Annotated in this window: 20 protein-coding genes; 15 read left to right on the forward strand and 5 right to left on the reverse strand. The window is 62.3% G+C overall.

Annotated features, from left to right (window positions below):
- Positions 1-190: 190 nt before the first annotated feature.
- The 4 genes from cgtA (at position 191) to IG627_RS18510 (ending at position 3,890) form a co-directional block, all read left to right on the forward strand.
- A complete protein-coding gene (gene cgtA, locus IG627_RS18495) occupies positions 191-1,390 on the forward strand; it encodes an Obg family GTPase CgtA (protein WP_193194407.1) in 1,200 nt (399 codons plus the stop codon).
- 66 nt (positions 1,391-1,456) lie between these two features.
- On the forward strand, positions 1,457-2,581 hold the full coding sequence (gene proB, locus IG627_RS18500; RefSeq protein WP_193194409.1) for a glutamate 5-kinase: 1,125 nt from the start codon (positions 1,457-1,459) through the stop codon (positions 2,579-2,581).
- Between the two features lie 33 nt (positions 2,582-2,614).
- The gene (locus IG627_RS18505; RefSeq protein WP_193194411.1) at positions 2,615-3,250 is read left to right on the forward strand and encodes a LysE family translocator; all 636 of its coding nucleotides are present in this window, start codon (positions 2,615-2,617) and stop codon (positions 3,248-3,250) included.
- 19 nt (positions 3,251-3,269) lie between these two features.
- Complete coding sequence (locus tag IG627_RS18510) at positions 3,270-3,890, forward strand: hypothetical protein (protein ID WP_193194413.1); 621 nt, start codon at positions 3,270-3,272, stop codon at positions 3,888-3,890.
- An 83-nt stretch (positions 3,891-3,973) separates the two neighbouring features.
- On the opposite strand, the gene rpsT is transcribed toward IG627_RS18510, so the two are convergent.
- The 5 genes from rpsT to IG627_RS18535 form a co-directional block, all read right to left on the reverse strand.
- Positions 3,974-4,240 (reverse strand): 30S ribosomal protein S20, encoded by a 267-nt coding sequence (gene rpsT / locus IG627_RS18515; protein ID WP_193194416.1) that lies wholly within the window; start codon positions 4,238-4,240, stop codon positions 3,974-3,976.
- A gap of 162 nt (positions 4,241-4,402) precedes the next feature.
- Positions 4,403-6,436, reverse strand: a complete 2,034-nt coding sequence (locus IG627_RS18520; protein WP_193194418.1) for an ATP-binding protein — start codon at positions 6,434-6,436, stop codon at positions 4,403-4,405.
- Between the two features lie 34 nt (positions 6,437-6,470).
- Complete coding sequence (pdsR, locus tag IG627_RS18525) at positions 6,471-7,160, reverse strand: proteobacterial dedicated sortase system response regulator (RefSeq protein WP_193194419.1); 690 nt, start codon at positions 7,158-7,160, stop codon at positions 6,471-6,473.
- Positions 7,161-7,410: 250 nt separating this feature from the next.
- Entirely contained in the window at positions 7,411-8,109 is a 699-nt protein-coding gene (locus IG627_RS18530) for an OmpA family protein (protein WP_193194421.1), read from the reverse strand.
- Between the two features lie 184 nt (positions 8,110-8,293).
- Positions 8,294-8,434, reverse strand: a complete 141-nt coding sequence (locus tag IG627_RS18535) for a hypothetical protein (protein ID WP_193194423.1) — start codon at positions 8,432-8,434, stop codon at positions 8,294-8,296.
- A 189-nt stretch (positions 8,435-8,623) separates the two neighbouring features.
- On the opposite strand from IG627_RS18535, the gene murJ reads away from it, so the two are divergent.
- From murJ to IG627_RS18590, 11 genes are all read left to right on the forward strand, one after another.
- Positions 8,624-10,234 (forward strand): murein biosynthesis integral membrane protein MurJ, encoded by a 1,611-nt coding sequence (gene murJ, locus IG627_RS18540; RefSeq protein WP_226865428.1) that lies wholly within the window; start codon positions 8,624-8,626, stop codon positions 10,232-10,234.
- A 64-nt stretch (positions 10,235-10,298) separates the two neighbouring features.
- Complete coding sequence (ribF, locus tag IG627_RS18545; protein WP_193194425.1) at positions 10,299-11,291, forward strand: bifunctional riboflavin kinase/FAD synthetase; 993 nt, start codon at positions 10,299-10,301, stop codon at positions 11,289-11,291.
- Between the two features lie 102 nt (positions 11,292-11,393).
- Positions 11,394-14,213 carry an isoleucine--tRNA ligase gene (ileS, locus tag IG627_RS18550; RefSeq protein ID WP_193194427.1) on the forward strand — a complete coding sequence of 940 codons (2,820 nt, stop codon included), beginning with the start codon at positions 11,394-11,396 and terminating at the stop codon, positions 14,211-14,213.
- Positions 14,206-14,745 (forward strand): signal peptidase II, encoded by a 540-nt coding sequence (lspA, locus tag IG627_RS18555; RefSeq protein ID WP_193194429.1) that lies wholly within the window; start codon positions 14,206-14,208, stop codon positions 14,743-14,745. Before ileS ends, lspA begins: the two co-directional genes overlap by 8 nt.
- Before the next feature lie 6 nt (positions 14,746-14,751).
- Positions 14,752-15,192: an FKBP-type peptidyl-prolyl cis-trans isomerase gene (gene fkpB / locus IG627_RS18560; RefSeq protein ID WP_193194431.1), complete on the forward strand. Its 441-nt coding sequence runs from the start codon at positions 14,752-14,754 to the stop codon at positions 15,190-15,192.
- Between the two features lie 42 nt (positions 15,193-15,234).
- Positions 15,235-16,167: a 4-hydroxy-3-methylbut-2-enyl diphosphate reductase gene (gene ispH / locus IG627_RS18565; RefSeq protein ID WP_193194433.1), complete on the forward strand. Its 933-nt coding sequence runs from the start codon at positions 15,235-15,237 to the stop codon at positions 16,165-16,167.
- A gap of 187 nt (positions 16,168-16,354) precedes the next feature.
- Positions 16,355-16,879, forward strand: coding sequence for a GspH/FimT family pseudopilin (locus IG627_RS18570; RefSeq protein WP_193194435.1), 525 nt, complete (start codon positions 16,355-16,357; stop codon positions 16,877-16,879).
- Positions 16,880-16,890: 11 nt separating this feature from the next.
- Positions 16,891-17,364, forward strand: a complete 474-nt coding sequence (gene pilV / locus IG627_RS18575) for a type IV pilus modification protein PilV (RefSeq protein WP_193194437.1) — start codon at positions 16,891-16,893, stop codon at positions 17,362-17,364.
- A gap of 2 nt (positions 17,365-17,366) precedes the next feature.
- Positions 17,367-18,389 carry a PilW family protein gene (locus IG627_RS18580; RefSeq protein WP_193194439.1) on the forward strand — a complete coding sequence of 341 codons (1,023 nt, stop codon included), beginning with the start codon at positions 17,367-17,369 and terminating at the stop codon, positions 18,387-18,389.
- Positions 18,389-18,943 (forward strand): pilus assembly PilX family protein, encoded by a 555-nt coding sequence (locus IG627_RS18585; protein WP_193194442.1) that lies wholly within the window; start codon positions 18,389-18,391, stop codon positions 18,941-18,943. The genes IG627_RS18580 and IG627_RS18585 overlap by 1 nt, the downstream gene beginning before the upstream one ends.
- 395 nt (positions 18,944-19,338) lie before the next feature.
- On the forward strand, positions 19,339-22,371 hold the full coding sequence (locus tag IG627_RS18590) for a pilus assembly protein (RefSeq protein WP_193194444.1): 3,033 nt from the start codon (positions 19,339-19,341) through the stop codon (positions 22,369-22,371).
- The last annotated feature ends 8 nt before the right edge of the window (positions 22,372-22,379 follow it).

Below are 22,379 nucleotides of genomic sequence, written 5' to 3' on the forward strand. Positions count from 1 at the left end.
CAAATCGTCCACAGCTGCGTTGCCGCTCTTGGAAAGGGCCTGCCATTCCCTTCGAGCGGCGCCTTACTGTGAACGATTTGGGGGGCTCTGATAGGCACATTTAGTATGAGACCCCACACTAGGGGTGGAACAGTTTTGCGCAGGTTACACTGCGCCATAGGAAATTAACCGCTCAGGCGGTGGAGTGAGCATGAAATTTGTCGATGAGGCGCCTATTTACGTGCAGGCCGGCAAGGGTGGCAACGGCTGCCTGAGTTTCCGCCGCGAGAAGTTCGTGGAGAAGGGCGGCCCCGACGGTGGCGATGGCGGTGACGGTGGCTCCGTCTACCTGCAGGCCGACGATTCCCTGAATACCCTGGTGGACTACCGCTACCAGCCCCGCTACGCCGCCGAGAGCGGCCAGCCGGGTCGCGGGCGCAACTGCACCGGCGCCAAGGGTGAGGAGCTGGTGCTGAAGGTGCCGGTGGGTACCACCGTGATCGACGTCGATACCGGCGAGACTCTCGGCGATATGCTCGAGGCGGGAGAGCGCCTGCTGGTGGCCCAGGGCGGTTTCCACGGTCTCGGCAACACCCGTTTCAAATCCAGTACCAACCGCGCACCGCGCCAGACCACCAATGGCACCCCGGGTGAGGAGCGCAATCTCAAGCTGGAGCTCAAGATCCTCGCCGACGTGGGTATGCTGGGTCTGCCCAATGCCGGCAAGTCCACCTTTATCCGCGCCGTCTCCGCGGCCAAACCCAAGGTCGCCAACTACCCCTTTACCACCCTGGTACCCAACCTGGGTGTGGTGCAGGTACAGAAGCACCGCAGCTTCGTGATCGCCGATATTCCCGGCCTGATCGAGGGCGCCGCCGAGGGTGCCGGCCTGGGCATCCGCTTCCTCAAGCACCTGACCCGCTGCCGCGTGCTGCTGCATCTGGTGGACCTGGCGCCCTTCGACACCACCGACGCCGCGGAGAATGCGCTGGCGATCGAGCGCGAGCTGGCCGCTTTCAGTCCCACTCTGGCCGGTCGCGAGCGCTGGCTGGTGCTGAACAAAACCGACCTGGTGCCGGCGGCGGAGCTGGAGGAGCGCTGTGACGCCGTGGTCAGGGCGCTGGACTGGAAGGGGCCGGTATTCCGCGTCGCCGCCATCCGCGGCGAGGGTACCGATGTGTTGTCCGGTCGCCTGATGGACTACCTCGAAGAGCGCAGGGAAGAGGAGATCGCGAATCCGGACCTGGCCGAGGTCGAGCTGGAATCCCAGCGGCAGATGCAGCGCGAGGCGCGCGAGCGTATCGACGAGTTGCGCGAGGCCCAGCGGGCCCGGCGCCGCGCCGCCAAGGCCGATGAGGATGAAGATTGGGACGACGATGACCACGACGTCGATATAGAATACCGGCATTAACAGTCCGGCCGGGCAGTCGCCCGGTCTTATGCCCCTTTGCGGGGCGATTTCCAGGGGAGGGAATCGGTGCAAGCTCGGCAACAGCTCGCCGCCAGCCGGCGCTGGGTGATCAAGATCGGTAGCGCTCTGCTGACCGACAACGGCAGGGGCGTCAACCGCGCCGCGATTTTCAATTGGGTGGAGCAGATAGCCGCGCTGCGCGAGCGCGGTATGGAGGTGATCCTGGTCTCCTCCGGCGCCGTAGCTGCCGGTATGGATCGCCTCGGCTGGCGCCGCCGCCCGGAATCCATTCACCAGTTGCAGGCCGCCGCCGCGGTGGGCCAGAGTCACCTGGTGCAGGTCTACGAGCAGGCTTTCGGCCAGTTCGACTGCCGCACGGCGCAGATACTGCTGGATCACGACGACCTCTCCAATCGCACCCGCTACCTGAATGCACGCAGCACGCTGCGCACCCTGTTGTCCCTCGGTGCCCTGCCTATCGTCAACGAGAACGACACTGTGGTCACCGACGAGATTCGCTTCGGCGACAACGACACCCTGGCGGCCCTGGTGGCCAACCTGGTGGAGGCGGACGCGCTGCTGATACTCACCGATGCCGACGGTCTCTTCACCCAGGATCCCCGCGACAATCCAGCTGCCGAGCTGATCGGTGAGGCCTCGGCGGCGGACTCGAAGCTGCTGGCCATGGCCGGCGGCTCCCGCAGCGGCCTGGGGCGGGGCGGTATGACCACCAAGGTGCGGGCCGCGCAACTGGCCGCCCGCTCCGGCGCCTGTACGGTGATCGCCGGCGGTGCTGCGGACAATGTCATCGACCGGGTCAGCGCCGGCGAGCCCCTGGGCACGCTGCTGCTGCCGGAGGCGGACCCGCTCACTGCGCGCAAGCGCTGGCTGGCGGGCCAGCTGCAGGTGCGCGGTGCCCTGACTCTCGACGAAGGCGCCGAGGCCGCGCTGTGCACCGCAGGCAAGAGCCTGCTGGCGGTCGGGGTCACCGCTCTCGAGGGGCGCTTCCACCGCGGCGAACTGGTTTCCTGCCGCAATAGCGCCGGCGAGGAGATCGCCCGCGGCCTGGCCAACTACGACAGCAGCGAGACCACCAAGATACTTGGCCAGCCGACGGAGAAGTTCGTCGAACTGCTCGGCTACCGCGATGATGACGAGTTGATTCACCGCGACAACCTGATTCTCCTTTAACCCGGCGATGTCGGCCGATCCAGGGAGGGATTGATGATTTCCGCAACCGAATGGCTGCTATTTGCCGGCGCGGCGCTGCTGGTGGTGCTGACGCCGGGCCCGAATATGATTTACCTGGTGTCGCGCTCCGTCTGCCAGGGCAGGAGAGACGGGTTTATCTCCCTGTTGGGGGTGGTCGCCGGCTTCCTGGTGCATATGTTTGCCGCCGCCGCAGGTCTGACCGCGCTGTTGCTGGCGGTGCCCCTGGCCTACGAGCTGCTGAAGTGGGTCGGCGCCGCCTATCTGCTGTGGCTGGCCTGGCAGGCACTGCGCCCCGGCGCCCGCTCGCCATTCGATCCCCAGCCGCTGCCGCCGGATTCACCGACGCGACTGTTTGCGATGGGTTTCCTGACCAATCTGTTGAACCCGAAGATTGCGGTCTTCTACCTGTCCATATTTCCACAGTTTGTCGACCCGAATTCGGGGGCTGTTTTCGCGCAGAGCCTGTTGCTCGGTTTGACGCAGATCGCGGTCAGTTTTTCCGTAAACCTGCTGATAGTGCTGTCCGCGGCGGGGATATCCGGCTGGTTTGGCCGCAACCCCGCGTGGCTGGCGCTGCAGCGCTATGTGATGGGGTTTGTGCTGGCGGGCCTGGCGCTGCGGCTGGCTGCAGAGCAGCGGCGCGCGTGAGATGGCAAAGGTAGGAGCAATGAAGTTCAATCTGTTTCGAGGGGAGGGGCGCAGGCTGCTGGTGGACACCCTGGTGGTGTTGATCGGCGTGCTGGCGGCGCTGGTGCTGAACAATGTTCGCGAGGATATGCTCGCGGAGCGGGCTGCGCGGGATGCCACCGAGCGGTTGATACAGGAGGTGGCGAGTAATGCCGAAGAGTTGCGCAGCATCCGGGGGCGCGTCGAGCGGCGCATATCCGCGCTGCGCGAGCTGCAGGCCAATATTCCTCCCGGTAGGAGCCTGAAGGACCTGTTGGAGCAATTCCGCGGATACTCAATGGCGGAGTTGAATGCGTCGTCCTGGGAGTACCTCTCCCGCAGTGCCCTGGTGGACTCGGTTGATGCCGGGCTGCTGCAGGAGGCGTTTACCCTGTATAGCTTTAACAAGCACTTTGACCGTCTGAACGGTCAGATTCAGGATATTGCCTACTCTGAACTCTTTGTCTCTCCGGAAAAGGCTGCGGTCGCGATCGATATTTCCGAGACGATTATGTGGCAGCAGTTATTGTGGATAGAGGAGCTATTGCCGAAATACGAGCAGTTTCTCGATCGCTACTCAGTTGCGGAGCGACCGGAAGAGGTGGGAGTGGTGCGGAGGTAGCTTGCTGAGAGGCTCTTGTGGAAAACAGGTATAAAAAACCCCGCCAAAGGCGGGGTTTTTGATTCGCTTGTGCGCGGCAGGGATCAGGCAGCCAGTGCTTTGATCTGCGCGTTCAGGCGGCTCTTGTGACGGGCGGCCTTATTCTTGTGAATAATGCCCTTGTCTGCCATGCGGTCGATAACCGGCACGGCCGCTGTGTAGGCTTCTTTGGCTTTTTCCGCGTCACCTGCATCGATGGCCGCAACTACCTTCTTGATGTAGGTGCGCACCATGGAGCGCAGGCTGGCGTTGTGATTGCGGCGCTTGTCGTTCTGGCGCGCGCGCTTCTTCGCTTGAGGTGAGTTGGCCACCGGTTGCTCCTGTCTGGAATCTGTAAAAACTCTGAATCTTCCGGGCCCGGGGCCCGATCGGGACGCGACATTATCCCCACAGTTGGTTGTTTGTCAACCATGTTTGCGGCCGGGGTAGGGTGCGCGGTGCGCACCAGCGGTCAACGGTGCACGCGGCGCAGCCTACGGCTCTCTTGGCAGCTCCAGGGCAAAGGTCACCCCACTGCCGTCCTCCCGATTGGCCGCCGTCAGGCGGCCACGGTGGAAGTCGGCGATCAGCCGTGCGATATGCAATCCCAGGCCCAGGTGACCGGCCCTGCCGCCGTCGTCGCGCACCGAGACCAGTGAGTCGAACAGCTTGTGGGCATAGCCTTCGGGTAGCAGCGGACCGTCGTTTTCCACCGACAGGCAATAACTGTCTTTTTCCCTCCTCACCGACAGGCGTACCTCGCTGCCCTCCGGCGCGAAGCTGCAGGCGTTATCCACCAGCTTGTCCAGCAGCTGCGCCAGCAGCTCCGGCGCGCCGCGACACGGCAGTTCCCCCGGGGGCTTGTCCAGTGCCAGGCGGTGATGCGGCTGGGCGTCGCCGTAGCTCTGTACCAGCACCTCGAGCAGATCCGCCAGATCGAAATCCTCGACTTCGGCCTGCTGGATACTGGCCTCCAGGTTGCTGGCCGCGGACAGGCTGTTGAGGATGCCGGACAGGCGCGCGCCGCCGTCCATGGCGCGCTCGGCGTAGCGGCGGCTGTGCTCATCCAGGTCGCTGGCGGCCAGGTTGTCCAGGGATGAGCGCACTACCGCCAGCGGTGTGCGCAGCTCGTGGGAAAGCTTGCCGGACAGGGTGCGCAGGTACTGATGGTACTGGTCCAGCTCCGCCAGCAGGCTGGCAAAGGCCCGGTTGAGTGCTCCCAGCTCGTCGCCCATACGCGAGCGGGGGAAACCGCCGCGCAGCTTGCCACTGGCGTCCACCGCATTGCGCGCGGCGCGGTGCAGGCGGCGGATGCGCCAGGACAGCCAGCTGGCGTAGCCCAGCAGCAACAGCAGCGCCGTGCCGGCGGCGGCACAGCTGATCAGCCACAGCCGGTGCGCGGCGGATTCGGTCAGGGACTGCAACGCCTCGGCGGACTGCAGTGCGATCACGCGTCCCAGTAGCGGACGCTCGATGATAGCGTCGGCGCGGGTGATGACCGGTACACTGGCGGCGCCAATTCGGCTTTGCAGCGGGCCGCGGAACCACTGCTGGGCGACCCTGCGACTTTCGGTCAGGCCCGGCGGCAGGGCATTTTCGGGCATGGCCGGCAATGCCTCGCGGGCCAGCAGGCGCCGGTAGATCCAGCTGCGCAGCCAGGATTGCTGCCCGTCCTCGGTGCTTTCCATCCCTGTCTTTCCGCTGCTGGCGAGCAGAAAGCCCTCGCTGTCGACCACCGCCAGGCGCAGCTGGGGTCGCGCAAACTGATCCAGCTCCGCCTGCAATTCCTCCAGTGGCTGCACCAGCCTGCCCGGCAACCCGTCCGCGGGCAGGGTGCCGGCGCTGCGTTGCGGCGGGCCGCCGCCGCTGGAGGCACGGTCGATGACAGTGACAGAGAGCGCGCCGCCGGTCAGCGCGTAGGGCAGGACCAGTTCCAGCTGGTAGCCGCGCGCCGATGAGGTCCAGCGGCCGCGCAGGCGCAGTTCCCTTTCGTGATTGCTGCGGCGCAGGTTGTGCCACAGGGCGCGGGCGGAGCCCTGACTCGCCACCGGCAGTGTGTAATGGCGGTCGGCGGTGTGTATTTCGATCGCGTCGCCGCTGGCGAGGAGGCCGGTGCGCGGATCCTGGTAGGCGGGGGTGTGGTCGGCGACCGTCAGCAGCAGGTAGACGCTGTCGTTGAACTGTCCCAGGGTCACCTGGGCCAGGGCTTCGCCGCTCTCGTCGAGCAACTCTCTCGCCGGCAGTTGCAGGGGGCGCCAGTCGTCGCCGTAGCCGTCCAGCAGCGGCGCCTGGGGCAGGGGGTTCAGGTACAGCTGAGCGCCGGTTGGGCGGCCCAGGCGCTCAGAATCGGGCGCGATCAGCTGCGGCGCGCTGGCGAGTCGCGCGGCCACGGCGCTGGCGGTGGCCTCGAGGGCCTGCATCTGTCCCTGGGCCAGGGCATTGTCTACCTGGCGCAGGTACTGGCAGCCGGCCCAGGGCAGCGCCAGGGCGACCAGGCTGACGATCAGAAGTTGGCGGCGCAGTTTCATGGTTTCACTCGAGGGGCCGGATTCCGGTCTTCTTCTACACCTGCCACCGGTAGCCCATACCGTAGGCGGTACCAATTGCGTTGAAGTCGCTGTCCAGAACCTGGAACTTGCGCCGGATACGTTTCACGTGGGAAGTGATGGTGTTGTCGTCCAGCACCACACGCGCGGCCTCCATCAGCTGGCTGCGGGATTTTACGTGGCCGGGCCGCTTGGCCAGTGCGTGAACTATCCAGAACTCGGTCACGGTCAGGTCCACCGGCTCGCCGCCCCAGTGACAGTGCAGCCGCGAGATGTCCAGCTGCAACCTGCCCTGGGTCAGGGTTTCCGACTCCTCGCCCTGGTCGCGCAACACGCTGACCCGGCGCAACAGCGCGTTGATGCGCGCCTGCATATGGGGCAGGGAGATGTCCTTGGTCAGGTAGTCGTCGGCGCCGAGGCGCAGGCCGGAGATGATGTCCAGCTCCGAGTCGCGTGCGGTCAGGAACAGTATCGGCAGGGTCGGCGCCATGGCGCGCACTTCGCGACACAGTTCGAAGCCGCCCTCGACCTCCGCGCCCAGGCCGACATCGATGACCGCCAGATCCGGCAGCCGCTGGCGGAAGGCATCCAGGGCCTCGGGGCGGGAAGTGTACAGCTCGACCCTGTAGCCGCTGCGGCGCAGGGCGTCGCGGTAGTTTTCGGCGATGGCGCGCTCGTCTTCGACAATGGCGATGGTGGCAGTCATGGGCAATGCGGAATGATAAATGATGACAAATTTGTCGGGATCAAATTTGGACAGCCGCAGGCTGCCCGCGTAGCGGGTGAGGCACAGCGATGTGCTTCATCCAAGTGGAATGATGCCTTATCGACGCGGAATCAAAAAGGCGGGCGCCAGGCGCCCGCAAGTACAACAGGGTTAAACGCTGAGGGAGTTGGGGGGTGTCCTTGCCGGGCGCCGCGGCGGATTTGCGGTCCGCGTGTGGCGTCCCCGGGGATCAGAAGCGGCCGGCCATGGACTCCGGCAGGGCGAAGTGGATATCCACGCGGCGCTCCATCGCATAGGCATCCGCGTCGCCGCGGGGGGCCTTGGAGTAGGTGGCGCCGAGGGCGCGGCGGCTGATGCGGGAGCTGTCCACACCGTAGGCCTCCAGGGCCCGCTGCACGCTCAGGGCGCGCTGGTCGGACAGCACATTGTTGTAGCCGTCGCTGCCACGGGGGTCGGCGTGCCCCTCCAGGTGAATCTGCACCTGGGGGTGGCGCTTGAGGAAGTCTGCCAGGGCACTCAGCTGGCCCATCTGGCCATCCTGAAGCTGGTCGTCGCCGGTAGTGAACAACAGCTGGAATTGCAGTGAATCCAGGGCCAGTTCGTTGGCGTCGTTGGCCGACAGTCGGGCTGCATCCAGTTGATGGGCCAGGTTGCTCAATTCTGCGCGGCTCTCAGTCAGTTGTGTCGCCAGCATATCTGCCTCTTCTGCTTGTTTGATCTGCTCGCCCAGCCAGGCCCCGCCGAGGGCGCCGGCGATGAATCCGACCGGACCACCCACCGCGGCACCCGCGATGGCGGCGCCGGTAAATACGGTGGCCTGCTTGGCCGGGGTCAGTTTCGATCCCTCGAAGGTTTGTTTGTGCTCAGCGGCCTGAGTGCCGGTGGCGATCAGGGAGCCCAGAGTTACAGCCATCAATACTTTTTTCACGATCCTTCTCCTTGCGGTTTTTCATTGAGTCTGTCGTTTGGGCCCGCTGTGTTTCCGGCCCGGTCGAGACTTATTAAAAAACCGCAAGGCGGCACTGGCGTGGCGCCGGAGTGGCGAACTCGAGCGCAATTGTGGCGAAATATGGCGGCTTCGCCGCGCCGGCCTCTGCTGGCGTCCCTGGACGCTAGCGGTGGCGGCGGCGATAGCGCCGGTCGCGGGGTGCGTCAATTCGAACACGCACACGTTGTGGGCGGGGTCCGAGCACTACTGCGACATACAGCACAACTGCCAGCGCCAGAGCAATAATCAATGCGTTGATGGTCATCCATTTTCTCCTTACGCCTCCCTAGTCCCTTGAGGCGCGCCACTTGCTCACCCTGAGTATAGGCTCGCGCGCCAGCGGGAGTAGGGACTGATTGGCATTCCGGCGCTTCCGTGCGCCAGGTCGAATTGCGGTAGACTTGCCGGCCACCGAGCTAGTCCAGCCACCAACGAACTGCCAGGAGTCGCCGATTTGTCGCAGCCGCCAGCCAACCAGGAAAACCCGCGGGGGAAACCCAGCGTATCCGGACTGCTGCGCGGCAGCTCTGTCGTCGGCGCCGCGACCATGCTCTCGCGAGTGGCGGGGCTGGCCCGGGATATGGTTTTAGCCCGCTTTGCCGGTGCCGGCGATGCCGCAGACGCCTTTTTTGTGGCCTTCAAGATCCCCAACTTCTTCCGTCGCCTGTTTGCCGAGGGCGCCTTTGCCCAGGCGTTCGTGCCGGTGCTGGCCGAGTACCGCCAGAAGGGCGGCATCGCCGCGGCGCGGGAGCTGAATGACCGGGTCGCCGGCGCCCTGGGCGGCGCCCTGTTGCTGGTCACACTGTTCGGAGTGCTCTGCGCGCCGCTGGTGGCGGGAATTTTCGCGTTCGGCTGGTGGTGGGACGGCAGTGAGCGGGAGAAGTTCGATCTGGCCGCGAATATGCTGCGCATCACCTTTCCCTACCTGATGCTGATTTCCCTGACCGGCTTTGCTGGCGCGGTCCTGAACAGCTTCGACCGCTTTGCGGTACCGGCGCTGACGCCGGTGCTGTTGAACCTGGTGCTGATTGCCGCGGCCGTGCTGGCCGGCGACTGGTTCGAGCCGCAGATCATGGCGCTGGCCTGGGGCGTGTTTGCCGCCGGCGTGGTACAGCTGTTGTTCCAGCTGCCCTTCCTGATGCGCCAGGGGCTGCTGCCGCGGCCGCGCTGGGACTGGGATTACCCGGGCGTGCGCAAGATATTGCGGCTGATGGCGCCGGCCATCTTCGGCGTGTCGGTGACCCAGATCAGCCTGGTCCTTGATACGGTGCTGGCGTCATTCCTGCCCACCGGCAGCGTCTCCTGGTTGTATTTTTCCGACCGCCTGGTCGAGTTGCCGCTGGGAGTCTTCGGTGTGGCCGTGGCCACGGTGATACTGCCGAACCTGTCGCGCCAGCACGCCGATGGCGATCCGCGGCGCTTCCGCCATACACTGGACTGGGCGCTGCGCAGCGTCACCCTGATCTCGCTGCCGGCGGCGGTGGCGCTGGTGGTGCTGGCGGAGCCGCTGCTGACGACCCTGTTCCAGTACGGGCGTATGGAGCCGCGGGATATGCAGATGGCCGCCTGGTCGCTGCGGGCCTACTCTCTCGGCTTGCTGGCATTCATGCTGATCAAGGTGCTGGCGCCGGGCTACTTCGCCCGCCAGGATACCTATACCCCGGTGCGCTTTGGCCTGATCGCGATTGCGGCGAAGATGGTGCTGAGCCTGGCGTTCGTGATTCCCCTCAATTACTACTTCAAGCTCGGTCATATGGGGCTGGCCCTGGCCACCGCCTGCCAGGCGGCGATCAATGCCTGGCTGCTGTACAAGGGGCTGCGCCGCGACGATGTCTATCGGCCCGAAACCGGCTGGGGCGCCTACCTGCTGCGCCTGCTGGCGGCAAACCTGGCGATGGTGGCGGTGCTGCTGGTGGCGCTGCACTACTGGCAGGGCTGGAGTGATTGGGGCTGGCTGGATCGCGCCTGGCGTATGGGCGTGCTGGTCGCCGGTGGCGGCGCCACCTATCTGCTGGTGCTTCTGGCCTCCGGCCTGAGGCCGCGCCATTTTCGGGCCGCCTCATAGGGCGCACCCTACGCCGCCAACCACATATCAGCTATACTGCGCCGCTCGATTTTGTGAGGATGGGATGACCGCAGTGGCACCGGACCGCGAACAGAAACGCGAACTGATTCGCGGATTGCACAACCTGCGCCCCCGCCACAGAGGCTGTGTGGCCACCATCGGTTCGTTCGATGGCGTGCACCTTGGGCATCGGGCCATTATTGCGCAGCTGCAACAGCGTGCTCGCGAGCAGGGCCTGCCGTCGGTGGCGATCATCTTCGAGCCCCAGCCCCACGAGTTCTTTTCTGGAGAAAAGGCGCCGGCGCGGCTGATGCGCTTCAAGGAAAAGGTACTGGCGCTGTTCGAGGCCGGTGTCGACCGGGTGCTGTGCCTGCAGTTCAACGGAAGGCTGCGCAATCTCAGCGCAGAACAGTTTGTCCAGCGCATACTGGTGGATGGCCTGGGCATCAAACACCTGGTGGTCGGTGATGACTTCCGCTTCGGCTGCGATCGCAGCGGCGACTACCGGCTGTTGCAGGAGGCGGGCGCCAGAGCCGGCTTTACCGTCGAGGACACGGCCACAGTCGAGGTGCGCGGTGAGCGGGTCAGCAGCACACGTATCCGCGGGGCCCTCGAGGATGCGGATTTCGAGCTGGCGGAGACGCTACTTGGCAAGCCCTACCGTATCACCGGGCGCGTGGCGCCGGGGCGGGCGCTGGGGCGCCAGCTGGGTGCACCCACGGCCAATGTGCGCCTGCACCGCTACCGCTCGCCCTTGGTGGGCGTCTACACGGTGCGCGCGACCGCCACCGACGGTTCGGAACTGGCCACCGGCCGCAACGAGATAGACGGCGTGGCCAACGTCGGTTTCCGCCCCACGGTGGAAGGCGAGGGCGCGCAGCCGCTGCTGGAGGTGAACCTGTTCGATTTCAGCGGTGATCTCTACGGCCGCGAGCTGGCGGTGGAGTTCTGCCACAAGCTGCGCGACGAGGAAAAGTTCGCCTCCTTGGAAATCCTCAAAGAGTGGATAGCCCGGGATATCGAGAATGCCAAGGCCTGGTTCGCACAGAATCCCTGACAGGCCGACAACATGTAGGATGGGCAAAGCGCAGCGTGCCCATCAGAACCCGGAGATGGGCACGCTGCGCTTTGCCCACCCTACTGAGCTGAATTCAATTCAATGACCGATTACAAAGCGACTCTGAACCTGCCCGAGACCGATTTCCCCATGCGCGGCAACCTGCCGCAGCGGGAACCGGCGATTCTGCAAAAGTGGCAGCAGGGCAAGCTCTACGAAAAGGTCCGCGCGGCGCGGGCCGGTCGCGAGCAGTTTATCCTGCACGACGGCCCGCCCTACGCCAACGGCGATATCCATATCGGTCACTCGGTCAACAAGATCCTCAAGGACATCATCGTCAAGTCGAAGACCCTGAGCGGCTTCGACGCCCCCTATGTGCCCGGCTGGGACTGCCACGGCCTGCCGATCGAGCACCGGGTGGAGAAGAAAATCGGCAAGGCCGGTACCAAGGTGGATCACAAGACCTTCCGCCAGAAATGTCGCGATTACGCCGCCAGGCAGGTCGAGGGCCAGAAGAAAGACTTTATCCGTCTGGGCGTTTTCGGCGAGTGGGACAATCCCTACCGCACCATGGACTTCCAGTTCGAGGGCGACATAGTGCGCGCCCTGGGCCGCATCGTGCAAAACGGCCACCTGGCGCGCGGCTTCAAGCCGGTCTACTGGAGCGTGGTGGGCGGCTCGGCGCTGGCCGAGGCGGAAGTGGAATACCAGGACAAGACCTCCTTCTCCATCGACGTCTGCTATCCGGTCACCGAGGAAACCGCGCTGGCGATCGCCGACGCCGCCGGCGGTCACGCCGGTGACGGCCCCCTGTCCGTGGTGATCTGGACCACCACGCCCTGGACGCTGCCGTCTTCCCAGGCGGTGTCGGTCAACGCCGAGCTGGAATATGTGGTAGTACAGGCGGGCGACAAGCGACTGCTGCTGGCCGAGGAACTGAAGGACGCAGTGCTGGAGCGCGCCGGTCTCGAGGGCAATGTTGTCGGCCGTATCCGCGGTGCGGCACTGGAGCACCTGAAGGTCAGGCATCCCTTCTATGACAAGGAGCTGCCGCTGGTGCTCGGCGACCATGTCACCACCGACGCCGGTACCGGCTGCGTGCACACGGCACCGGACCACGGCCCGGACGACTTCCTGGTGGGCAAGCGCTATGGCATAGAAACTCTCAACTATGTGGACGACAACGGCGTCTACCGCGACAGCGTACCGTTGTTTGCCGGCGAGCATGTGTACAAGGTCGACGAAAAGATCGTCGATCTATTGCAGGAAAAAGGCGTGCTGCTGCACCAGGACAAGCTGCTGCACAGCTACCCGCACTGCTGGCGCACCAAGACGCCGCTGATCTACCGCGCGACGCCGCAGTGGTTTGTCAGCATGCAGCAGAACGACCTGCTGGATCACGCGCAGAAGGCCGCCGACCAGGTGCAGTGGATTCCCGGCTGGGGCAAGGCGCGCATCGATGCGATGTTGGACGCCAGCCCGGACTGGTGCATCTCCCGCCAGCGCACCTGGGGCGTGCCCATAGCGCTCTTCGTGCACAAGGAAACTCACGAGATTCATCCGGACACACCGTCGCTGATGGACAAGGTGGCCGAGCGCGTCGATGCCGGGGGCATGGATGTCTGGTTCGACCTGGACCCGGCGGAACTGCTCGGCGACGAGGCGGAGCAGTACCAGAAAGTTACCGACACTTTGGATGTGTGGTTCGATTCCGGCGTGACCCACTATGCCGTGCTGGAGCGCCGCCACGGCCTGCGCTTCCCGGCGGACCTGTACCTGGAAGGCTCCGACCAGCACCGCGGCTGGTTCCAGTCGTCCCTGAAAACCTCCATCGCGATCAACGACTGCGCCCCCTACCGGCAGGTGCTGACCCACGGCTTCACCGTGGACGCCCAGGGGCGCAAGATGTCCAAGTCCATCGGCAATACGGTCGCGCCTCAGGATGTGATCGGCAAGCTCGGCGCCGACGTACTGCGCCTGTGGGTGGCCGCCACCGACTTCAGCGGCGAGATGGCGGTGTCCGACGAGATCCTCAAGCGTACCGCGGACTCCTACCGCCGCCTGCGCAATACCGCGCGTTTCTTCCTCTCCAACCTGGCCGGCTTCGACCCGCAACAGGACCTGCTGCCGGAAGAGGAACTGCTGGCCCTGGACCGCTGGGCACTGGACAAGGCCGCGCGCCTGCAGGACGAGATAGTCTCCGCCTATGACAATTACCAGTTCCACCAGATCTACCAGAAGCTGCACAACTTCTGTGTGGTGGAAATGGGCGGTTTCTACCTGGATATCATCAAGGACCGCCAGTACACGACCAAAACTGACAGTGTTGCGCGCCGCTCGGCGCAGACGGCGCTCTACCATATCGTACAGGCGTTCGCGCGCTGGATAGCGCCCATTCTCAGCTTCACCGCCGAGGAACTGTGGCAGTTTATTCCCGGCGACTCTTCCCTTGGGCAGCAAGCCGAGAGCGTATTCCTTGCGGAGTGGTACCCGTTGCCCAAACTGCCGGAAGGCGCAGGCAAGGGCGCCGACTACTGGGCCGCCATTGCCCAGGTAAAAACCGCGGTCAACAAGGTGCTCGAGGAGCAGCGCGGCGCCGGCAATATCGGCGGCTCGCTACAGGCGGCGGTGACTCTCTACGCCGACGACGATCTGCGCGAGAAACTGACCGAACTGGAAGACGAGCTGCGCTTCGTGCTGATCTGCTCCTCCACCTCGGTACAGCGCCTCAGCGACGCCGCCGGCGCCCATGCCACCGAGCTGGCCGGACTGAAACTGGATGTGCGCAAGGTGGATCACCCGAAATGCGCGCGCTGCTGGCACTATCGCGCCGATGTCGGTGCTGACCCGGAACACCCGGAGATCTGCTCCCGCTGTGTCGACAATGTCGTTGGCGCGGGTGAGGAACGCCACTATGCCTAGTGGCGGGCATAAAGGTCTGAGCCTGTTCGGCCACCCGTGGCGCTGGTACTGGCTGGCGCTGTTGGTGATAGGCCTGGATATCGCCACCAAGGTGTGGGCCGTAGAGATGTTTATGCAGGGTCCGGCCATGCAGATAATCCCCGGCCTGCTGCAGTTCACCTATGCGGAGAATTACGGCGCGGCTTTCAGCTTTCTCGCCGATGCCGGCGGCTGGCAGCGCTGGTTTTTCGGCGCCATAGCGCTGGGCTTCAGTGTCATGGTCATCGCCTGGCTGTGGCGACTGCCGGCGGCAAAACGCTGGGAGCCCTTCGCCCTGGCGCTGATTCTCGGCGGTGCCATCGGCAATCTGTGGGATCGTATGCTGCTGGGGTACGTGCGGGACTTTATTTCCGTCTACTACGGCAGCTGGCATTTCCCGGTATTCAATGTGGCGGATATGGCGATCAGTGTCGGCGCCATCATGCTGGTGATCGAGTTGCTGTTTTTTTCCGACAAAGACGGCGCCGATACCAAGAAAAGCGCAGAAGTTTAGGATTTTATGAGTAATACCGTAATCGGCGAACACAGCCGGGTGACCCTGCATTTCAGCCTCAAGCTGGACGACGGCACCGAAGTGGATTCCACTTTCGAGGGCGATCCGGCCACATTCAGCGTCGGCGACGGCAGCCTGCTGCCGGGATTCGAGCAGGCACTGTTCGGCCTCAAGGCCGGGGACGAGGCGGAGATAGAGATTCCTCCGGAGCTGGGTTTTGGCCAGCGCAACCCGTCCAATATCCAGAAGGTACGCCGCGACAGCTTCTCCCCGGATATCGAGCTCGAGGAGGGCCTTGTGGTCTCGTTCGACAATGCCAGCGGCGAGCTACCCGGCGTGGTCCGTAAGATTGGCGAGGATGAAGTCACCGTCGACTTCAACCACCCTCTGGCCGGGCAGACGCTGAATTTCCATGTAAAAATCATCGAAGTGGACTCGATACAGTAGGGTGCCTCGCGCACCGGGCGAAACAAGAGTTTTGAACTGACTATGCAAATCCGACTGGCCAACCCCCGCGGCTTCTGCGCCGGCGTCGACCGCGCCATCGATATCGTCAATCGCGCCCTCGACGTCTTCGGCGCGCCCATTTATGTGCGCCACGAAGTGGTGCACAACAAGTTTGTGGTCGACAGCCTGCGCGAGCGCGGCGCTGTTTTCGTGGACGAGCTGTCGGAAGTACCGGACGATGTCATAGTCATCTTCAGCGCCCACGGTGTTTCCAAGGCGGTGCAGAGTGAAGCGGCCGAGCGCGGCCTGAAAGTCTTCGACGCCACCTGCCCACTGGTCACCAAGGTGCATATGGAGGTGAGCAAGTTCAGTACCGATGGCAGTGAATGCATACTCATCGGCCACCAGGGCCACCCGGAGGTGGAGGGCACCATGGGCCAGTACGACACCAGTACCGGCGGTGCCATCTACCTGGTGGAGGACGAGCAGGATGTGGCAAGGCTGCAGGTGAAGGATGAGGACAACCTCACTTTCGTCACCCAGACCACCCTGTCCATGGACGACACCGCCAAGGTCATTGACGCCCTGCGCGCCCGTTTTCCCAATATCCGCGGCCCGCGCAAGGACGATATCTGCTACGCAACCCAGAACCGCCAGGATGCCGTCAAGCAGCTGGCGCTGGAGAGTGACCTGGTGCTGGTGGTGGGCAGCCCCAACAGCTCTAACTCCAACCGCCTGCGCGAACTGGCGGAGCGCTGCGGCGCCTCCGCCCAGCTGATCGACGGCGCCGCCGATATAGATTCGGCCTGGCTGGCCGGCAAGAGCGCCATCGGTATCACCGCCGGCGCCTCGGCGCCGGAAGTGCTGGTGCAGGAAGTGATCGAGCGGCTGCAGCAGCTGGGCGCACAACTGCCGCAGGAGATGGCTGGGCGCGAGGAGAATATCCGTTTTTCCCTGCCGAAAGAGCTGCGCTGACCTTATTTCCCCCTCCGTATACGCGGGCCGCTGGCCCGCTTATCGCCCCCCTGTGACCGTCTGTCGGTCCCCTCAAGAATCGTCGACCGTTTCGCTTTTATTGCCATATCTAACTGGTATATATGCACCATTCGGGCCGGCCGCTGGGTGATGGCCGGCGATTCCGTGTATTCAGGGCAGAGCAATAATGAATAATTTCAGGCGCATGGCGGGGTTTACCCTCGTCGAGTTGATGGTGGTCCTTATGGTGCTCGGCATCATCACCGCCATGGGCGTTCCCTCCTTTAACACCATGATCAAGAACAACCGCATGGTAACCATGACCAACGACCTCAACGGCACCCTGCAGTACGCCCGCGCGGAGGCGGTGCGACGCGGTGGTGCAGTCCAGGTCAGTGCCATTGACGGCGATGTGAATAACGGCCTACGGGTCTGGGTAAATGAAAATGCGGATAAAGCCTATAACAGCGGCACAGATACGGAGTTGAGGGTATTGCGCATCGATCTTGCGCAGATCGAACTCGACGCCGACGTGGGCACTACCCCAATGGAAAATCTTGACTTCACCTTTAACGCCCGCGGCGAGAGCAGTCTGGGTGACATCCTGTCCCTGGGCCTGTGCGACGACCGCGATGGACTTTACGGTCGCCAGCTGCAAATGCTCGTCTCCGGCGCCGTGCGCCTGCAGAAAGATACCGCCTGTACCAAGTGAGGAATAGATTCATGCAGATGCAAAAGCAGCGCGGAGCCACCCTGATAGAGGTACTCATCTCGGTCCTGATACTCGCGGTGGGCCTGCTGGGTCTCGCGGCCACCCAGATGATGAGTATGAAAAACGGCAATGGCGCCCACCACCGCTATATGGCCGCCCTGGCCGCGCAGGAAATCATCGAGCGTATGCGCGCCAATCCCAGTGCCCTGGAGCAGGGCAGTTACGATGGCAAGGTCGATGGTTCAGAGACTTCCACTAACAACTGCAGTAGTAGCTGTTCAGTAAATGACCTAGCGGATCGCGACCTCTACGAGTGGGACCAGGTATTAAAGAGCAACCTGCCCTCTGCGACAGGCAATATCGCCCGCAACGGAGATGAAGTGACGGTGACCATCTCCTGGAAAGAGCAGCACACCGGTGAGAAGTACGGTGCCTCGGGCGGCGCGCCGGAAGATGCCACCTTTGAAATGATTGTGGAGCTTTGATTATGCAGCAAATTTCCCAACAGCGCGGCCTGTCCCTGATCGAGTTGATGATCGGCATACTGTTGAGTTCTGTACTACTTCTCGGTGTGCTGCAGATCTTCCAGAGCAACAGCGACACCATGCGCATGCAGACGGCCTTTTCCCGGGTGCAGGAGAGCGGCCGATTTGCCGTAGACCTGTTGAGCCGGGAAATCCGCTCGGCGGATTACTGGGGATGCGCACCGGATTTGGACAGTATTGAAAATCATCTGAGTGCGGGCAGTGGTTTTTTTGCCTCTGTCGGCGCCGACGGTGTGCAGGGCGTGAACGACGCTAAATCCAGTGAGAAAGTCGATAGTGTCGACGTTGTGGACGGCACCGATATCCTGATTCTGAGTGGTGCCGTGGACGCCTGTGGCGGCGCCGGGCGTATGGTCGACCCGACGGACTCGAGTGCCTATGACCTGGAGGTGAGTTCGAACTGTCCGGTGAAAAAAGGCCAGGTAGTGCTGGTTTCCAATTGCAAGGCGGGAGACGTAATGGTCATCAGCGCCGTGAACGGCGATCTCGGCAGTGGGAACAGGACCATAGAGCACGATACCGGAGCCATTAGTGGCTCCACAATGACAAATACCAGCTCCACGCTGGCGCAGGGTTACGGCGCCGATTCAAAGATACTGTTGCCTTACCAGCGCACTTACTTTATTGCCGAGAGTGCTACGGGCACCAACTCGCTGTTTGTGAGTGACGAGGACAGCAATACCCAGGAGCTGGTGCCGGGTATCGAGGACATGCAGGTGTCCTACGGGCGCGATACGACAGGCAATGGCGTAGTGAACACCTGGCTGGATGCGAGCAGCGATCTGGGTGTGATGGAAGACATTACCGCAATCAAACTGCAGCTGTTGGTGGCCAGCGAGGGCAATGCCAGCGTCGATAGCCAAAAAATCACCACACTGGATGGGACCGAAACCACCTACACCGACGGTCGCCTGCGGAAACTCTATGTGGCCACGGTGAAGGTGCGCAACCGGGGGGAACTGTAATGACAACGATGAGCCGACAACAGGGTGCCGTGCTGATGGTCAGCCTGATCATCCTGCTGGTGCTGACTCTTATTGGTATATCCGGCGCGCGCGGCGTACTGATGAGTGAGCGCATGACCTTCGCCTCCCGCGATGCCAAGATAGCCCTGGAAGTGGCCGAGACCATGGCGCGCAAGGGCGAAGCCGTAATCGATGGTCTTGCCAATACGGACGGCTTCGGTGATAGCGGCTGGCTGCGCACCGCCGGCGACGGTCCGGACGATCTGTTCGCGGACGATACCTGGTCGTCCACTAATTCCACCTCCGAAAAAGTGCCCATGAAAGGTGCGGATGGCAATACCAATCTGGAGGGGCGCATGTATATAGAAATGGCTGGTCTCGCCTCAGACGACTCCAATGCGGCAGACGTTGACCTGAGTGCCGGCTCCACCGGTCTCGACTTTCCCGATATCAAGGTGTTCAAGATAGTCACCCGCGGGGTGGGTATCGGCGGCACCGAGCGCATTGTAGTAACCCTCTACGGCAAGGCGCTGCCTTCTAGCGCAACGCCTTAACAGTATTATAAGAGAGCAGAAAAATGAAATTGAAAGACAAGATAAAACTGCGCTTTCCACTGCGTTGGCCCTGTGTGGCCTTTCTGCTGACCCTGGCCTCCAGCGCATCTGCGGCGCCGGGCACCTTATCCGATGTGCCCCTGTATACTCGCGGTTCGGCAGAGCCGAATATTATGTTTGTGCTGGACTCGTCCGGCTCCATGCAGGGGGAAATCTGGCCTCCGAGTGAATACGATGAAAATGCGACTTATGCCAGCTGCGCTAATCCATTGCCGAAAAGTCGTACTTATACTACAGAGAAATGTAACCGGTGGGGATGTCGAGATGTTGAGGAGACTGATTACTACGAGGTGGATTTTCGGGTTAATACCTCTGATGGCAGTGTCCAATTTAAAATGGATGACGGTAACAGAGACACAAATGATCCCTGGCGGACCTGGGACACCAATGGTGACTGTTTCGAAGATGGTGCCGACTATCGCGCCTGGTTCTATGCGCATGAGACTGACGGTAGCTATTACGAAACCGGAAGTCATGCCCAGTTTGGTGACTACAGGGATGAATCCGCCAGCGGTAAATTGTTGAACTGGTATTTCTCCGAACAGAACGGCGCTGGCAGCTATGTAGCGGCAAAGTTTGTGGATTCCGACGGCGAGGCGACCCGCTCAAAAGTCCCCGTTACCCGCACCGACGTTATGAAGACTTCCGCGGCCGAATTGGTGTCCGGCCTGGAAGATGTGCGCGTTGGCATCATGGAGTTTAATGATGACGACGATGGCAATAGACATAATGGGGTCGATGGTGCGCGAGCACTTGTGGGGTTGACCAGTGTTACAGATGACACCCGTGCCAGCCTTCTGGATGTAATCGATGGCATTGGTGCCAGCGGATCCACTCCGCTTTCGGAGAGTTTTACCGGTGTTGGCCGCTATTTTATTACCGGTTATGAGGACAATAACCTGTCCTATAAAGGTAGCGACGGCAGCACGGAAACTGCTGCAGGTAAGGATATTTTTGATGAGGCTCCGGATTGGAATGATGCTAACCCTGATGTTCCGCTGCCGGGAGGCGATGGAAGTGGTGTAGAAGACAGAGCCATCCAGTATTACTGCCAGAAGAGTTTTATGGTGGCGCTGACCGATGGCGAGCCGACCAGCGACGATGAGATCAGCGATCATTTGCGAGATTATGACTACAGCTGTTCCAGTAACACCGGGGGCTGTACCTCTAGTGAAATGGATGACGTGGTCAAGGCGCTCTACGATATAGACCTGCGCCCGGACCTGAAAAAGCCGGACGGCGAGCCGGTAACACACAATATCATCAGTTACATTATCGGGTTTGCCGAGGACGGCCTCTCGGATACCAATGTGATGAAGAATGCCGGTGCCCTCGGTGGCGGTGGCGTCTATGATGCCGCGAATGCATCGCAGTTGAAGGTCACTTTCAATCAGATTATAAACAAAGTGCACGAGATTACCGGCAGCTCCAGCTCCGTTGCTTTCAACTCGACATCTCTCGAGGCTGATTCCGCCCTGTTTGCGGCCAAGTTCAACAGTGGCGACTGGGATGGCGAGCTGTCTGCGCTGTCGATCGACGAAAACGGCGATATTTCGACGACGGCCTCCTGGGAGGCCAGTGACAAATTGAAGTCCGCGACGCCGAGCTCCCGGGTCATGCTGACTACCAGGGACGGGAAAGGTGTTCCCTTTACCGATGCGGCTCTGGAGATAGCCGACGACGCTACCGACGAGGACCTGAACTACAATACTTCCACTGGCGTCAGCGTGATCGATAACCGCTCCTCCGATCGCATCGATTATCTGCGCGGCGATCAAAGCAATGAGGGAACGGATACCGATAAGTTTCGTAAACGCGCCAGCCGTCTCGGCGATATCGTCAACTCGACCCCGGTCTTTGTGGGGGCGCCCAATGCGGCCTGGTCCAAGGCCGATTTCTCCGAGGCCAGCAGCTACAGCACGTTCAAGTCCGGCAAGAGCGGTCGCACACCCATGGTCTATGTGGGGGCCAACGACGGTTTCCTGCATGGCTTCAATGCCAATACCGCTGGCACGGGTGCCGGCAAGGAGCTGATCGCCTATTCGCCGGAAGTGTTGTTGAGCACCGAGCGGGATTACGGCCTGCACGCGCTCACCTCCCAATACTACAGCCACAAGTATTATGTGGACGGCACCCCGACTGCTTCCGATGCCTATGTCGGCGGCAACTGGAAGACAGTACTGGTCGGTGGCCTCGGCGGCGGTGGCAAGGGCTTTTACGCGCTGGATATCACCGATCCCTCACTTTTCACGGAAGACAATGCCGAATCGTTGGTGATGTGGGAATTTACCGATGCCGACGACGATAGCCTCGGTTACACCTTCAGTCGCCCACAGATAGGCCGTATGCAAAACGACAAGTGGGCGGCAATCTTCGGCAATGGCTATAACAGCACGGATGGGGATGCGGGCCTGTTCATCGTGTTTCTGGATGGCAGTGGATATAAATACATCTCCACCGGTACTGCAGACGCGGACGACAAAAACGGTATGTCCACTCCGGCCATCGTGGATTCGGACCTGAATGGTATCGTGGACCGGATTTACGCCGGCGACCTGAAGGGCAACATGTGGGTGTTCGATGTGACTTCGAATGTGGCCAGCGGCTGGTCCGTGATCAATGACGATGCCGGCAAGCCCCAGCCGCTGTTCACTGCCGTGGGTGAACCGATTACCGGTGCGCCACTGGTCGCCAGGAATACCGACAATCCAGACGGCAGTGATCCCAATCTGCTGGTCACATTTGGCACCGGTCAGTACATCACCGCGGCGGATACCGCGACTACTGGGGCCGGAGGTTTCTATGTAGTGGCGGACAATGGTACTTATGGACTGAAAAAGGGCAATCTCGTATCCAGGTCCATTGGTACCAGGAATGTGACGCAGCCGGATGGTAGTGTGAGAAGCTACCGTACTCTGGGGGGTGACGAGCTGAAATGGGCAGACCATGCCGGCTGGTATATACAGTTGAAATCCGGCATCAGCCCGGACGGCGGCGAGCGGGTGGTTACGCGCCCGGACCTGCTGCGCAATGTGCTCTTCTTCAACACGCTGATACCCACCGGCCAGGTCTGTTCTGCGGGCGGTTACGGCTGGTTGATGTCGGTGGATGTGCGCACCGGCCTGGCCCCGGTCAAGCACGCAGTGTTTGACGGTAACGGCGATGGCAAGATCAACAGCGGGGACCAGGGCCTCGTGGGGCAGATGGTGAGCGAGGGCATTCCGAATAAGCCCGGTTTCCTCAAGGGAAACAATGGCATCAGACAATATACACCGAACAGCGCCGGTACTATTCCGTACCGTCCCGTGGAAGTGGGCGACGGCGATCGCGTGGGGCGCCTGTCCTGGGAGGAGATCACACCCAACTGACTGCTTGC

Source organism: Microbulbifer taiwanensis (assembly GCF_014904815.1).
Taxonomy (GTDB): domain Bacteria; phylum Pseudomonadota; class Gammaproteobacteria; order Pseudomonadales; family Cellvibrionaceae; genus Microbulbifer; species Microbulbifer taiwanensis.

Coding starts and splice junctions, on each gene's coding strand:
- lspA (WP_193194429.1), top strand. CDS start 14,206: ATGCCTAGTGGCGGGCATAAAGGTCTGAGCCTGTTCGGCCACCCGTGG.
- ileS (WP_193194427.1), top strand. CDS start 11,394: ATGACCGATTACAAAGCGACTCTGAACCTGCCCGAGACCGATTTCCCC.
- IG627_RS18580 (WP_193194439.1), top strand. CDS start 17,367: ATGCAGCAAATTTCCCAACAGCGCGGCCTGTCCCTGATCGAGTTGATG.
- pilV (WP_193194437.1), top strand. CDS start 16,891: ATGCAGATGCAAAAGCAGCGCGGAGCCACCCTGATAGAGGTACTCATC.
- IG627_RS18590 (WP_193194444.1), top strand. CDS start 19,339: ATGGATGACGGTAACAGAGACACAAATGATCCCTGGCGGACCTGGGAC.
- IG627_RS18585 (WP_193194442.1), top strand. CDS start 18,389: ATGACAACGATGAGCCGACAACAGGGTGCCGTGCTGATGGTCAGCCTG.
- IG627_RS18520 (WP_193194418.1), bottom strand. CDS start 6,436: ATGAAACTGCGCCGCCAACTTCTGATCGTCAGCCTGGTCGCCCTGGCG.
- cgtA (WP_193194407.1), top strand. CDS start 191: ATGAAATTTGTCGATGAGGCGCCTATTTACGTGCAGGCCGGCAAGGGT.
- IG627_RS18570 (WP_193194435.1), top strand. CDS start 16,355: ATGAATAATTTCAGGCGCATGGCGGGGTTTACCCTCGTCGAGTTGATG.
- pdsR (WP_193194419.1), bottom strand. CDS start 7,160: ATGACTGCCACCATCGCCATTGTCGAAGACGAGCGCGCCATCGCCGAA.
- IG627_RS18505 (WP_193194411.1), top strand. CDS start 2,615: ATGATTTCCGCAACCGAATGGCTGCTATTTGCCGGCGCGGCGCTGCTG.
- ribF (WP_193194425.1), top strand. CDS start 10,299: ATGACCGCAGTGGCACCGGACCGCGAACAGAAACGCGAACTGATTCGC.
- fkpB (WP_193194431.1), top strand. CDS start 14,752: ATGAGTAATACCGTAATCGGCGAACACAGCCGGGTGACCCTGCATTTC.
- ispH (WP_193194433.1), top strand. CDS start 15,235: ATGCAAATCCGACTGGCCAACCCCCGCGGCTTCTGCGCCGGCGTCGAC.
- IG627_RS18535 (WP_193194423.1), bottom strand. CDS start 8,434: ATGACCATCAACGCATTGATTATTGCTCTGGCGCTGGCAGTTGTGCTG.
- IG627_RS18510 (WP_193194413.1), top strand. CDS start 3,270: ATGAAGTTCAATCTGTTTCGAGGGGAGGGGCGCAGGCTGCTGGTGGAC.